Origin of the sequence: Actinocorallia herbida (assembly GCF_003751225.1) — a bacterium.
Taxonomy (GTDB): Bacteria; Actinomycetota; Actinomycetes; order Streptosporangiales; family Streptosporangiaceae; genus Actinocorallia; species Actinocorallia herbida.
Map to the genome: position 1 here is coordinate 4,769,821 of NZ_RJKE01000001.1, position 12,437 is coordinate 4,782,257.

Consider the following 12,437-nt stretch of genomic DNA (forward strand, 5'->3'; position numbering starts at 1 on the left):
CGGTCACTCGTCGGTGACGAGAGTGCCGGGGTTGCAGTTCGGGAGCCAGGGCAGGAGGTCGCAGCCCGCCAGGAGGCGGAGGAGCTGCGGGTCGTGGTCGCTGGCCTGGTCGGCGAACTCGGCGTTGAGATGGACGATGCCGTAGGCGTAGCCCTTGATGGACGGGCTGAGGAGGACGTGGTCCAGGGTCTGGGAGTTGCCGTCGTAGACGTAGTTGTAGCGCTGATCGGCGGGCAGGGTGTCGACCAGGGACTTGAGCAGCGCGCCGTCGCCGGTGACGGTCTGGAGGACGGGGCTGAACGGGTAGTCGTTCAGGTCGCCCAGCACCACGACCTTGGCCTTGCCCTTGCTCTTGTCCGAGAGCTCCTTGACGAAGTCGCGGACCTCCGCGGCCTGCTCGAGCCGCTGCGTCTCCGAGCTCCGGACGGGAGGCTGGACCGCCGCGGACAGCGGGTAGTCGCCGCCCTTGGAGTTGAAGTGGTTGGCGACCACGAACAGCGGCTGGCCGAGGTAGCTGAACTCCCCGACGAGGGGCTTGCGGCTGGCGTTCCACGCGGTGCTCGCCGGGTCGATCCGGCCGGGCGAGACCGACAGCGCCACCTGGTCGAGGAACGGCCACTTCTTGACGACGGTGACGGCCGTGTCGGCGTTCCCGCCGGGACGGTCCACGAACTGGACCTTCGCGGCGTTGTACAGGAACGCCTGGCGGATGTTGCCGCCGGGCTCGCCACCGTCCGTGCCGTCGTTCGGGTCGATGGAGCGGAACGAGTACGCGGGGCCGCCCGCGGCCTTGATCGCCGCGGTGAACTTCGTGAGGGTCTGGTCGTCGGTGACCGTGCCGTCATTGACCGGGCCGTTGTCGTCCTGGATCTCCTCGAGGGCGACGATCTCGGGCGAGCCGAGGTTCTTGACGACGGCTCCGGCGAGGCGGGTGAACTTGGCGTCCGGGTCGGCGGCGTCGAGGTTCTCGACGTTGTAGGTCGCGATCGACAGGTCGAGGAGGCTCTTGGCCTTCGTCACCTTCTGCCGCTTGAGGCCGCCCTCGGTGATCGCGCCCACTTCGGTGGCCTGCACGACGTAGCCGCCGAACGACTGGTAGTCGACCGGGCCGGTCGTGCCCGCGGCGAGCGTCGAGCCGACGTTCGCGGCCGGCGCGTCACCGCTCAGGTCGACGATCATGAGCCGGCCGCTGTTCGGGTCGGCGTAGGACTTGTAGACGGTGCCGCCGCGCGGCGACGGGTTCTGTCCGGGCTTGAGGGTGATCCACAGCTCGTCGTACTCGGTGTCGACCGGGCTGACCAGGCGGGTGTCCTGGGCGAGCGTGACCCGCATGCCCTCGTGGACCTCCAGCCAGTCCAGCACGTAGGACGACGGCTCGACCGGCTGCGCCTCCAGCGCGCCGCTCTTGGTGTAGGCGTCCGGGAACGCGACCGGAACGGGCGCGGGCAGCGCGTTCCCGGAGCTGAGCCTGGTGACGGCGATGGCGCCGCCGAGCTCGGTGAGACTCTGCGCCCCGGCCGTCGGCCGGTACTCGGTGACCCGGCCGGTCACCAGCACCGAGTCGCCGGCGACGACCGTCGGCGAGGTCGAGCCGGTGAAGACGAACACGCCCTCGCTGGTGAGCGGGTCGGCGTCGGCGGACGGGTCCTGGAACCAGAAGCCGCGCGAGTTGCCCGTCGCCCGGACCGCCGTGACGATGCCCGGGACGTTCGTCACGGCCTGTCCGACGATCGGGGAGATCCGCCCGGCGCCCTGGAGGTCGTGGATGCGGACGGAGCCGGGGGTCGGGTCGACGGGACCGCCCGGGTCGTCGGCCGAGACGGTGACGCCCGCGGAGTTCGTGGCCTTGGGCACCCCGGAGGTGAAGTCCACCGAGTTGTTGTCGGTGTCGGCGAGCGTGCCGCTCCGGGCGGCGGCCGTCGTGTTGGTCAGACCCGGCGCGGCGAGCGTCTCGACGTTCGCGGTCGCACCGTAGCCGACCAGGTCCTTGACGTTCGGTGCGACCGCGCAGCTGATGCCGCAGCCCACCAGCGGGATCTGCGTCGTCACCAGCGCGACGACGCCCGAGGTCCCCGACATGGGAATGTTCCCCGAGGCGTCGGGCGTCGGCAGCGCTGCGGTGCCTCCGGCCCCCGCGGCCTGCTGGACGAGGTAACGGCCGTTCGCCGGAATGCTGCCCGTCAGCGTGGTCATCTGGAACACCGCGCCCGCGGCGGAGGCGTACTGGACGCTCCACCCGGACACGTCGATCGGGCTGCCCGTGAGGTTCGCCAGTTCGATGTAGTCGTTCTTGAAGACCGCGCCGGAGTTGCCGCCCCCGCCGTACACGGCGGAGATGACCACATCGGTCGACAGCGCGCCGGCGGCGCCCGGCAGCGCGGCGAGTGCCGCCGTCATCGCCAGCGGCAGGCTCGACGCCGTGATCAGGCGCCGTACCCGGGATGTTGCCACAGAAGCTCACTCCTCGATCGGTGAAAAGTCCCCTCAGCGCATGATGCTACGTATGACCACTTTGCACAGTGGTGTTATCAAAATGTTCACTGAGGAAACGAGGTATTCCCTCTTCCGAATTCGGGAATCCCCCTTTCCGCCTTTCTCCGGATACTCCTTCGCCGCCTCCGGCACCCGAAGCGACCCGGCGCGGACGCCGGACCGGACGCCCGTGGTCGCGGGACTCGGACCCGGCGCCGTCGACCGCCGGAATACGGCGATGGGGGAAATTTCATCAAGATCACAGCAGGGCGGGGCGGGCTGTGCAAGGATCAAAACGCCCATCGGGCCCCGGGCCCGTCCATATCACCGACCCCCGGAGCAGCATCGCCATGCCGACTCTCCGACCATTCCTTGCCCTCGCGCTTCCCGTGGTGTTCGCAGCCGGTTGCGCCTCGCCCGCCGCGGATACGGCGGCCCCCCAGGACAAGCCCACCTACACCGTGGACCTCGACGCCAGCGGCCGTGACGCCAACGCCGAGGAGCCCGCCCCCGCCGCCGCCGGCGGTTCGAGCGCCGACCCCGTGGCGGACGACCCGGAGGCCGCCCTCGGCGTCGACCCGGTCGACGTCGAGGCCGCCGGCCGCAAGGCCAAAAAGGTCTTCAACAACCCGGCGCCGAAGAACTTCAAGCGCTACAACGCGCCCGGCGTCGTCAAGGTCACCAAGTACATCTATCCGAAGCGTGACATCTTCGGCGTCTTCACCGACCAGGCGCGCAACCAGATCGCGGACCGCAACGCGCTCGCCAAGAAGGTCGGCATGAAGCCGAACATGATCAAGAGCTTCTTCGGCTGGGGCGCCCCGGTCGACCCGAACTGGGCGCGCAGGATCTGGAACGCGGGCGCCTTCCCGCAACTGGAGCTCGAGGCGCACGATCCCGCGGTCGCCACCGTCGCCTCGGTCGCGGCGGGTCAGGAGGACGGCTACATCCGCGCGCTGGCCCAGAGCGTCAAGACCGCGAACGTGCCGATCGTGTTCAGCCCCTTTCACGAGATGAACGGCGACTGGTACCCGTGGGGCCACTGCGGGCCGACCTCCAAGCCGGAGTCGAACGCCTGCCAGGTCGGCACCACTCCGGCGCAGTTCCGCGCCGCGTGGAAGCGGATGCACAACATCTTCAAGCAGGTCGGCGCCACCAACGCGATCTGGGTGTGGCAGACCAACCAGATCGGCGCGCGCCCGCAGGTGCGGCTCAAGCAGTTCTACCCCGGCAACGCCTATGTCGACTGGGCCGGCACGGTGGGCTACTACTATCCGAAGAAGGGATGGTACGCCTCCTGGAATGACATCTTCGTCAAGACCCTCAAGGAGATCAAGAAGATCACCAAGAAGCCGATCTTCATTCCCGAAATGGGCATGGAGCCGAGCAAGTACCGCGCGCGGGACGTCAAGAACTTCCTGAAGGCCGTCTCCGCCCGCCGGGACGTCATCGGCTTCCTGTGGTTCAACTACAACAAGCCGACCGAGACCGACTTCCGGATCGAGGCCAGCAAGGCGTCCCTCAAGGCGTTCAAGTACTGGATCAAGCAGGGCACCTACGGCTATGACCCCCGCAAGGTGAAGTAGCAGAAATCCCCTGAGAACGAACAGTTCGAGCCGTGCGCACACGGCCCCGCGCGAGCATTCGGCACGCCCGGACCTGGCGTCCCACCCGAAACACTCCGGGTGGGGCGCCGCACCCCGTCCCATGGACGACGGACGAGGGAATCCCCGATTCGGGTGATCAGAATACGCGAGTGATCAAAATCCCGGGGACGCTGATCGTTATTTGCGCGATAAAGATCAGCACGCACCTTACCTATTTGTTGACAAGACCTCACTTAGGCCTGGCCGGTTTCCGCCCCGGCCCTTGTTCTCCCCTAATTTCAAATCTACGCTCGCGGTAAGTACCTGATTACAGCGCTGGGCGACCCATTACCACTCGGTCATGGATCGCGCATCGCCCACCCCCTGTGAAAGGTCACTCCACCATGCGCAGAATCGCTGCGGCGGCCACCGTCGCCGGCGCGGGCGCCCTCGCCCTCGTCCTCAGCTCGCCCGCCCTCGCCCTGTCGTGGTCGGTCACGGGCGGCGGCTCGGTCACCGCCGTCAACTCCGGCAACATCAACTTCCAGGACGTCACCGCCGGCATCACCGCCGCCTGCACCTCCGGAAGCGGCACGGGCAGCGTGCCGAACGGCAGCAACACCCCGGTCGGCACGCTCAGCTCCCTGTCGCTGAGCAGCTGCACCGGCGCCGGCATCAGCTTCACCCTGACGGTGAACGTCGCCAGCAGCGCCATCAACGTCACCGGCCCGACCGTCAGCGGGGTCACCCCGGGCAGCATCACCGGCATCACCGTCAACGCGTCCGCCCTCGGCGGTCTGTGCAAGCTCACGGCCGGCGGCGGCTCGCTCAACGGCAGCTACACCAACGCCACCGGCGCGCTCACCACCACCGGCGCGACCGGCGTGACGGTCACCAGTGTGACCGCGGGCTGCCTCGGGCTCGTGAAGAAGAACGACGTCGCGAACCTGACCGGCACGTTCATCGTCTCGAACGGCTCCGGCGGCCACCCGCAGATCACAGCGGTCTGATCCGCGGAGACCGATCCCCCACCGAACACCGGGCCGCGCGACCTTCACGGTCGTGCGGCCCTCAGCGGTGGGATCACAGGCGGGGGGCGCGACCACGGCGGCCGGATGCCGCCGTGGTCGGACCCTCATGTCCGCGCACGGCTCCGGCACGCCGGCGGGGCCCTCGCGGGCATCCCGGCCGACGCCGCCCCCCACCGGGACACCGCCTCCGAGCGGACCCGGCACCCGAGCACCGTGTGCGGACCGACGACGCCCCCGCCGTCCCGCAAGATTCTGGCGAAGCACCGGACCGCCCGGCAACAAGCGATCTTGCTTGTTGCCCGTGCGGCACGTGATGATCGTCCGATGGACGAAGACGACCCGCTTTCCGCGCTGCGCCATCTCCAACCCCGTCCGTCGCTTCCGGACGACAAGACCCGCCTCCTGCTGGAGGCCGGGCTGGAGGCGGTGACCGCCGCGTTCCAGGACCGCCCGCAGTCGCAGGAGATGCCGCTGGCCGTGGTCTGGCCCAGCCAGGACAGCGTCATGGAGCGCTACCGCGAGCGGGTGGGCGACCGGCGGGTGACCCGGGCGGTGATGGAGTACCGCTGGAAGTGCATGCCGGACTTCTACGCCGACCTGTTCGCCTGGGCCCTGCACCCCTCCCACTACGCGGTCGAGCAGCAGCTGTCGCAGGAGGCCCCCGGAGTCGTGGAGGCCGTCCCGGACTTCGGCGACGCCGCCTTCCGGATCGCCCGCGCCGACCTCGACACCGTGTTCGGCACCCCGATCCTGCGCATCAAGCTCCTCATCTGCGTGAGCCACCCCGTCCCGAAGGCGTTCGACGAGTCGCTGGCCCGCTTCTACGAGGCGGCCACCACCTGGTGGAGCGGCGCCTACGCCAGCGTCATCGCCGCGATGGGCCTGGAGCTGCGGCCCGAGATCCCCCTCCGCACCTTCGCCACCCTCATGACGGCGATCGAGGAAGGACTCGCCCTGCGCTACCTCGCCCGGCCCGCCGAATTCGGCCACGACCTCGACGCCCTCGCCGACACCCTCGCCAAGGGCGCCCTCGCCCTCCTGAAGGGAAGCACCCAGAACCCCGGCGACGACACGACACTCGCCGCCTTCTTCACCGGCCGCCTCACCGCGCCCCCCGCCCCCTGACCCGAGCCGCACGGTTGCCGTTCCGGCCGGTGCGTCGGTCCCGGCCGCGGGGAATCACGAGCACCTGCGCGGAACGCTCTTCCTTCCCCGTCGGGGCGCGGTCGATCGCGCAGGCCGACGGGGACGCGTCCGGGGGTGTTCGCACCGCGGACCGGGGCCGCCGCGACGGTCGGGTCACCGGGCGTGCAGGGGGCCGGCGAGCGACTTGCGCAGGGACGCCGGGGCGACCAGGGGGAGGAGGGCGGCGAGCGCGCGGCGCTTGAAGCCCTGGGGCTCGCGGGTCAGTTCGACGTCGACGCGGGTGCCGTCCGCACCGGGGGTGAGCTGGAAGACCCAGCCGCCGCCGGGACCGAAGACCTTCGAGTCGTGCGTGGTGATCTCGACCCGGCCGCGTGCGGTGTCCCACTCGTAGCGGGCGCGCTCCCAGGCGGCCGCGGTCCCTTCCGTCACCTCGGCCCAGGTGTCGCCGAGCCCGTGCACCTCGAAGTGCGCTTCATCGATGGTGGACCAGGCCGCGGGGCGGTCCGGGCCGAAGTCGGTCAGCACGTTCATGAGCTCGGTGACGCTGAGGGCGGAGGTGAGGTCGAGGCGGACGACGGTCATGGTCGGGCTCCTTTCAGGTGAACCGGCCGGATCGGAAGTAACCGGTTCAAGTGGTTACGACGGTAGCGGGCGGATCAGTAACCCGTCAAGACGGTTACTTGGCTTGCGTTCGCCCGCATCACCACTCAGACTGGTTACGTGCACCACGCCTTCCCGTGCGGGACCCTTCCGCTCGACTTCGCCGGCACCCTGCGCGCGCGCCGCAGGGCCGCGCCCGCCGAGAAGCTCGGCACGCCGGAGCTGCTCGACGCCTGGTTCACCGAGTCCGGCCTGCTCGCCGCGCCCTCGGGCGCGGACGCGGTGGACCTCGCCTCCGCCCGGGAACTGCGCGAGGCGATCTACACGCTCGTCACCGCCCGGATCGACGGCGTTCAACTGCCGTCCGCCGCGGTCTCCGTCGTCAACGACCAGGCCGCGTGCCTGCCCGTCGGGCTCGCGCTCGGCGGCGCGGGGGTGCTGCGCACCGGCACGGCCGCGCAGGGCCTGGCGAGCCTCGCCCGCGAGGCCGTCGCGATCGTCGGCGGCGACGAGGCGCAGCTGCTGCGCGAGTGCGGCCGCCCCGAGTGCACCCAGGTCTACCTCGACCGCTCCCGGGGCCGCCGCCGCGAGTGGTGCGCCATGCGCACCTGCGGCAACCGCGTCAAGGCCGCCGCCTTCCGCGCCCGCCACGGCACCGCCCCCGCCAACGACCCCACCTCGTCCTGAGCCCGGCTCACGGCGCGGAAGGCGCGCCTTCGGCCCTCCCGACGGACCGTTCGGCCGAGCCCCGGCTCGTCGGCCTCTTCGCCGGGAGGGCGAGGGCGGGCACCGTAGCGGCGATGGTGACGGCGATCGCGCACCAGAAGGCGCCTTGGAAGGCGTCGGCGCATCATCGCCCGCTTCGGCCGCGGGGACCGCGTCGGTTTCCTGCTCGCCCCCGCGGCCGCCGAACCCGACAGGAGCGCCGCCGCGCCCCTCGGCCTCGCCGCGCTCCGTCCCTCGCCCCCGGGCATCCGGCCTACGGCTGACGCCCCCGCGGCCCGTTCACGCGGGGTCCTCCTCGGCGAGGAGGGCCAGGGCGGCGGCGGTGCGCAGGAAGTCCGCGTCGCCGAGCCGGGCGCGCAGGGCGGCGTTGAAGCCGTCGATCGCCGGACGTGCGGATTCCAGGGCGGCGGCGCCGTGGGTCGTCAGGTGCAGGGAGACGGCTCTGTGCTCGGCCGGATGCGGGCGGCGGGCGATCAGGCCCGCGGCGTCGAGCCGGCCGACGAGGGCGGTGACGGCGGACTCGCGCAGGCCGAGGACCCGGGCGAGGCCCTGCTGGGTGACGCCCGGATCGTCCCGCACCGCGAACAGCGCCCCGAGCTGAGCGGTGGTGATCCCCGCGGCGTCCTTGCAGAGCCGGTCGGCGTCGATGCGCAGCCGGTGGGCGGCGCGCTGGAGCAGGAAGTACAGGCGGTCGTCCGATGCGGGCATGCCAGGAATCTTGACAGACGGCGGGCCGGGGCGCCTATCCTCAGTTCACTAGTGAAGTGAGAGGGAGGGCAGGCTCATGGACCCGATGGCGTTCGCCGAGGAAGTGCTCGCCGCGCAGCCTTTCAGCAAGCTCGTCGGCACCCGGATCGTCGCGTTCGGCGACGGCGAGGCGGTGCTGGAACTCGACATCCGCGACGACCTGCGCCAGCAGAACGGCTACGTCCACGGAGGGCTGCTCGGCTACCTGGCCGACAACGCGCTGACCTTCGCCGCGGGGGCCTCCGTCGGCGGCAACGTCCTCACCTCGGGATTCACCATCGACTACCTGCGCCCGGCCGTCGCGGGGGTACTGCGCGCCGAGGGCAGGGTCGTGCGCGCGGGCCGGGGCCGGGTCGTCAGCCGCTGCGAGATCTTCACCGTCGACGAGCGGGGCGCGTCCGTGCTGTGCGCCGTCGCCCAGGGTGACATCGCGGTCCTGTCTCTCGCCTGAGCGGGTCACCTGTCCCGGCGCTCAGGCCGCCCTGGCGGAACCAGGGCAGAACGAACCAGGGCAGAACTCTGTCACTTGAGCGCGATTCCGCCCCGGTTCGGATGTGCCTGCCGGACATAGCCGCCGTGCTCCGTGCCGCCCTACGCTGACGCGGCTCACGCCGGTTCACGGCGCGGGCGTTCCCACCCCCCATGGAGCAGCCCATGAGACGCCTTCGTAAGGCCTCCTCTCTCACAGCGGCCACCGCGGCCTGTGTGCTCGCCTTCTCCGGCGGCGCCCAAGCCGCGACGTTCACCCCCGGTCCCGCCGACTTCGCCAACTGCCCGACGCTGCCGTCCGGCGCGACGAAAGCGCTCTGGCAGTGCGTGTCGGTCGTCCTGACCAACGGCTCGTTCAAGCTCGGCAGCAGGCTCAACATCAGCATCGGCGGCCCGATCCGGCTCAACGCCGCCGTCGGCATCCACAACGGGAAGATCGCCACCGCGACCGGCAGCGGCGGCAGCGGCTCGTCCACACCCGGCGGTGACATCCCCGGCATCGGCGCCTTCTCGGTCCAGATCCAGCAGGCCGGGCCGCTGGTCGTCGACGGGCTCGTCCCCAAGACCATCCCCATCAAGATCCACGTCACCGGCCCGCTGCTGGGCGGCTCCTGCTACCTCGGCAGCGACAGCGACCCGATCAACCTGACGCCGACGGTGTCCGGCCTCAAGCTGCAGCAGAGCAACGGCACCCCGTACGTCTCCGCGACGATCGCCGAGAAGACCTTCAACGTCCCGGCCTCCACCGGCTGCGGCCTGGGCGGGATCCTCAGCGCCCTCGTCAACTCCTTCCTCGGCCTGCCGAGCCCCAGCGGGAGCAACGCGGTCTCGATCGACGCCGCCCTCCAGGCCAAGAACTACGCCTTCGGCAACATCACCAACACCCTCGCCGCCACCGCCCTGTCCTCCTGACCCGCCCCGAGCGGCCCCCGGCGTCCTGCGACGCCGGGGGCCGCCCCGCGCGAGGAACGCCTCCGCCCGCGTCCGCCGAAGTGGTCCTTACAGGGTGGGGTGGGTCGGCGATAGAGACCTGGGAGCCAGGAAGGGGGTGGCTCGGGCGGGTGATCCGGGACCGGAGGCGCGGTCCCTAACGTCGGGAGCACGCACCGACGACCCGGGAGAGACCTTGACCGACACCCTCGCAGCACCGCGGAGCGGCAGCGACTTCACCCCGCTGGCCCGCCAGGTCCGGGAGAGCGGGCTCATGGAACGCCGCACCGGCTACTACGCCCGCTCGATCGCCTTCACCACGCTGGCGACCGTCGCCGTCTGGGCCGCCGCCGGGGTCGTCGGAGGCTGGTGGGCGCTCCCGCTCGCGGTACCCGCCGCACTGCTGTCGGCCAGGATGGGTTTCCTCGGGCACGACGCGGGCCACAAGCAGATCGCCGCCACGGCCCGCGGCAACCGGCGGCTCGGCCTGTTCCTCGGCAACTTCATGCTCGGCCTCAGCCACGGCTGGTGGAACCACAAGCACAACGCCCACCACGCCCACCCCAACCACATCGGCAAGGACCCCGACATCGAGTCGGGCGCCCTCGTCTTCACCAAGGAAGACGCCGTCGGCCGGACCAGCGGCGTCATCGGCTGGCTGACCCGCAACCAGGCCGCGCTGTTCTTCCCGCTCACGACGCTGGAAGGGATCGCCCTCCAGGTGTCCAGCGTCCAGACGCTGCGGCAGCGGCCCGCCGCCGAGCGCCGCACCGAGGCGCTTCTCCTGGCCGTGCACCACCTCCTGTACTTCGGCGCCGCGTTCCTGCTGCTGCCCGTGCCCGTCGCCCTCGCCTTCATCGCGATCCACCAGGGGCTGTTCGGCCTGCACCTGGGCGCCGCGTTCGCGCCCAACCACAAGGGCATGCCGATGCCCGGACCGGACGACGACTGGGACCACCTGCGCAAGCAGGTCCTCACGTCCCGCAACATCCACGGCGGGGTCGTCACCGACTGGATGCTCGGCGGCCTCAACTACCAGATCGAGCACCACCTGTTCCCCGCCCTGCCCCGCCCCGCCCTGCGCAAGGCCCAGCCCCTCGTCCGGGCCCACTGCGAGTCCCTCGGCCTCCCCTACGCCGAGACCTCTCTGATCACGTCCTACGCGATCGCCCTCCGCCACCTGGACTCGGTCGCCTGACCTGACGTCCCGGGACTCGCCCGTCCCGAACTCCCACCTCACGGCGCGGCGCGCCGTGGGGCGGGTCCGCGTCACGGCCGGGCACCGGGCTCGTCGCCGCACATCTCCGGAAGGCGGTTCATGGCCTCCGCCAGAGCCCACGTCATACCTCGGACCCGAAGGACGGCTCTCCCCGAAGGGGCACGACAGGGAGCCTCCGCCCTCACTACCCTCTTGGCCATGAGCGTGCACCATGTGTTGGGCCGCCCCCTGAACGCGGTGATCGCCGTGCTGCGCGCCCCGTCCGGACCCGACCGTTCCATCTGCTGGCCCGACCAGCCGCGGGCCCGGCTCGCCATCATCCTCGCCGTCCTGCCCCTCTCGATCGGGCTGACCGGCGGGTCGATCGCCCTGTACGCGGGCCTGCACGGCGTCTCGGCCGACCTCGCCTGGCCGCTCGGCATACTCCAGTGCCTGCCGCTGCTGGTCGCGCCGCGCTGGCCGGTGCCCGCATGGCGGGTCGTCATGATGGGGCTGCTGTGCGGCACGGTGGCGGGCGGTGGCGACACGTTCATGCCCTGGCCGGTGACGTCGCTGCTGGCACTCGTCGGGGTGCTGTTCGCGGTGGGCGCCAGCTCGGACCGGCCCAAGCCACTGGGCGCGGGGCTGGTCACCGTCTTCGTGATCGTCGCGGTCCCGCTGTGGGTCGGCAGGCTCGAGTCGTGGTTCGGGCTGATCCTGATCGGGCTCGTCCTGCTCGCGCTGGTGTTCGGCGACGCGGTCGGCGGCCGGTACCTCGCCGAGATGCGGCTGGCGCTCGAGGCCGAGCGGCACCGCCGCGATCAGGCGCTCAACGCGGTCCTGGAGGAGCGCTCCCGGATCGCGCGGGAACTGCACGACGTCGTCGCCCACCACATGTCGGTCATCGCGCTCCAGGCCGAGGCCGCCCCGTACAAGATCCACGACCTGCCCGAGCCCGCCCGCGAGACGTTCGCGCTGCTGCGGGACGAGGCGCGCAGCGCGCTCACCGAGACCCGGCGGATGGTCGGCCTGCTGCGCGCGGGATCGGAGGCCGCCGAGCGGGCCCCGCAGCCCGGCGCGGACCGGATCCCCGAACTGCTCGACGCGCACGAGGGCCTGCGCGTCTCCCTCGAGGTCAGGGGAGCCCACCGGACGCTGCCCGACGCCGTCGACCTCTCGGCCTACCGGATCGTGCAGGAGGCGCTGAGCAACGCCGCGAGGTACGCCCCGGGCTCCTCGGTCGAGGTCGAGGTCCACTACCTCCCCCACGAACTCCGTCTGGAGATCCGCGACGACGGCGCGAAGGAAGAGCCCCAACCCGGCAACGGCGGACACGGCCTCCTGGGCATGCGCGAACGCGTCGCCATGCTCGGCGGCTCCCTGAAGACCGGCCCCCGCCCGGAAGGAGGCTGGTCGGTCTCCGCGGGGCTTCCCCTCGACTCCCCTCCCTCACCCTGAACGGCGGGGATTCCTCCCTTTCCTCGTCCGAAGGCGGGTCTCCACTTCGCCGAG

11 protein-coding genes are annotated in these 12,437 nt (G+C 71.1%); 8 read left to right on the forward strand and 3 right to left on the reverse strand.

Going from position 1 to position 12,437, the window contains the following annotated elements:
• Positions 1–3: 3 nt before the first annotated feature.
• The gene (locus tag EDD29_RS21930; protein WP_246052918.1) at positions 4–2,451 is read right to left on the reverse strand and encodes a lamin tail domain-containing protein; all 2,448 of its coding nucleotides are present in this window, start codon (positions 2,449–2,451) and stop codon (positions 4–6) included.
• Positions 2,452–2,861: 410 nt separating this feature from the next.
• Here EDD29_RS21930 and EDD29_RS21935 point away from each other — a divergent pair, with 410 nt between their 5' ends.
• From EDD29_RS21935 to EDD29_RS21945, 3 genes are all read left to right on the forward strand, one after another.
• Positions 2,862–4,058, forward strand: coding sequence for a glycoside hydrolase family 26 protein (locus EDD29_RS21935; protein ID WP_148086046.1), 1,197 nt, complete (start codon positions 2,862–2,864; stop codon positions 4,056–4,058).
• Between the two features lie 404 nt (positions 4,059–4,462).
• Positions 4,463–5,068, forward strand: coding sequence for a hypothetical protein (locus EDD29_RS21940; protein WP_123666219.1), 606 nt, complete (start codon positions 4,463–4,465; stop codon positions 5,066–5,068).
• Positions 5,069–5,413: 345 nt separating this feature from the next.
• The gene (locus tag EDD29_RS21945; protein WP_123666220.1) at positions 5,414–6,214 is read left to right on the forward strand and encodes a hypothetical protein; all 801 of its coding nucleotides are present in this window, start codon (positions 5,414–5,416) and stop codon (positions 6,212–6,214) included.
• 174 nt (positions 6,215–6,388) lie between these two features.
• Here the strand turns inward: EDD29_RS21945 and EDD29_RS21950 are convergent, their stop codons facing one another.
• Positions 6,389–6,817: a hypothetical protein gene (locus tag EDD29_RS21950; protein ID WP_123666221.1), complete on the reverse strand. Its 429-nt coding sequence runs from the start codon at positions 6,815–6,817 to the stop codon at positions 6,389–6,391.
• Between the two features lie 138 nt (positions 6,818–6,955).
• Between EDD29_RS21950 and EDD29_RS21955 the strand changes: the two genes are divergently transcribed.
• A complete protein-coding gene (locus tag EDD29_RS21955; RefSeq protein ID WP_123666222.1) occupies positions 6,956–7,522 on the forward strand; it encodes a CGNR zinc finger domain-containing protein in 567 nt (188 codons plus the stop codon).
• A gap of 318 nt (positions 7,523–7,840) precedes the next feature.
• Here EDD29_RS21955 and EDD29_RS21960 read toward each other — a convergent pair whose 3' ends face one another.
• Positions 7,841–8,269 (reverse strand): MarR family winged helix-turn-helix transcriptional regulator, encoded by a 429-nt coding sequence (locus EDD29_RS21960; protein WP_123666223.1) that lies wholly within the window; start codon positions 8,267–8,269, stop codon positions 7,841–7,843.
• A gap of 76 nt (positions 8,270–8,345) precedes the next feature.
• Here EDD29_RS21960 and EDD29_RS21965 point away from each other — a divergent pair, with 76 nt between their 5' ends.
• The 4 genes from EDD29_RS21965 to EDD29_RS21980 all read left to right on the forward strand — a co-directional run bounded on the left by EDD29_RS21965 (position 8,346) and on the right by EDD29_RS21980 (position 12,383).
• Positions 8,346–8,759 carry a PaaI family thioesterase gene (locus EDD29_RS21965; RefSeq protein WP_123666224.1) on the forward strand — a complete coding sequence of 138 codons (414 nt, stop codon included), beginning with the start codon at positions 8,346–8,348 and terminating at the stop codon, positions 8,757–8,759.
• 203 nt (positions 8,760–8,962) lie between these two features.
• A complete protein-coding gene (locus tag EDD29_RS21970) occupies positions 8,963–9,709 on the forward strand; it encodes a hypothetical protein (RefSeq protein ID WP_123666225.1) in 747 nt (248 codons plus the stop codon).
• Positions 9,710–9,923: 214 nt separating this feature from the next.
• Positions 9,924–10,925, forward strand: coding sequence for a fatty acid desaturase family protein (locus EDD29_RS21975; RefSeq protein WP_246052920.1), 1,002 nt, complete (start codon positions 9,924–9,926; stop codon positions 10,923–10,925).
• 219 nt (positions 10,926–11,144) lie between these two features.
• A complete protein-coding gene (locus tag EDD29_RS21980) occupies positions 11,145–12,383 on the forward strand; it encodes a sensor histidine kinase (protein ID WP_123666226.1) in 1,239 nt (412 codons plus the stop codon).
• The last annotated feature ends 54 nt before the right edge of the window (positions 12,384–12,437 follow it).

What these genes read in the sequence shown, in the direction of transcription:
- EDD29_RS21960 (WP_123666223.1), bottom strand. Translation starts at nt 8,269, where the DNA reads ATGCCCGCATCGGACGACCGCCTGTACTTCCTGCTCCAGCGCGCCGCC.
- EDD29_RS21965 (WP_123666224.1), top strand. Translation starts at nt 8,346, where the DNA reads ATGGACCCGATGGCGTTCGCCGAGGAAGTGCTCGCCGCGCAGCCTTTC.
- EDD29_RS21945 (WP_123666220.1), top strand. Translation starts at nt 5,414, where the DNA reads ATGGACGAAGACGACCCGCTTTCCGCGCTGCGCCATCTCCAACCCCGT.
- EDD29_RS21940 (WP_123666219.1), top strand. Translation starts at nt 4,463, where the DNA reads ATGCGCAGAATCGCTGCGGCGGCCACCGTCGCCGGCGCGGGCGCCCTC.
- EDD29_RS21980 (WP_123666226.1), top strand. Translation starts at nt 11,145, where the DNA reads ATGAGCGTGCACCATGTGTTGGGCCGCCCCCTGAACGCGGTGATCGCC.
- EDD29_RS21950 (WP_123666221.1), bottom strand. Translation starts at nt 6,817, where the DNA reads ATGACCGTCGTCCGCCTCGACCTCACCTCCGCCCTCAGCGTCACCGAG.
- EDD29_RS21970 (WP_123666225.1), top strand. Translation starts at nt 8,963, where the DNA reads ATGAGACGCCTTCGTAAGGCCTCCTCTCTCACAGCGGCCACCGCGGCC.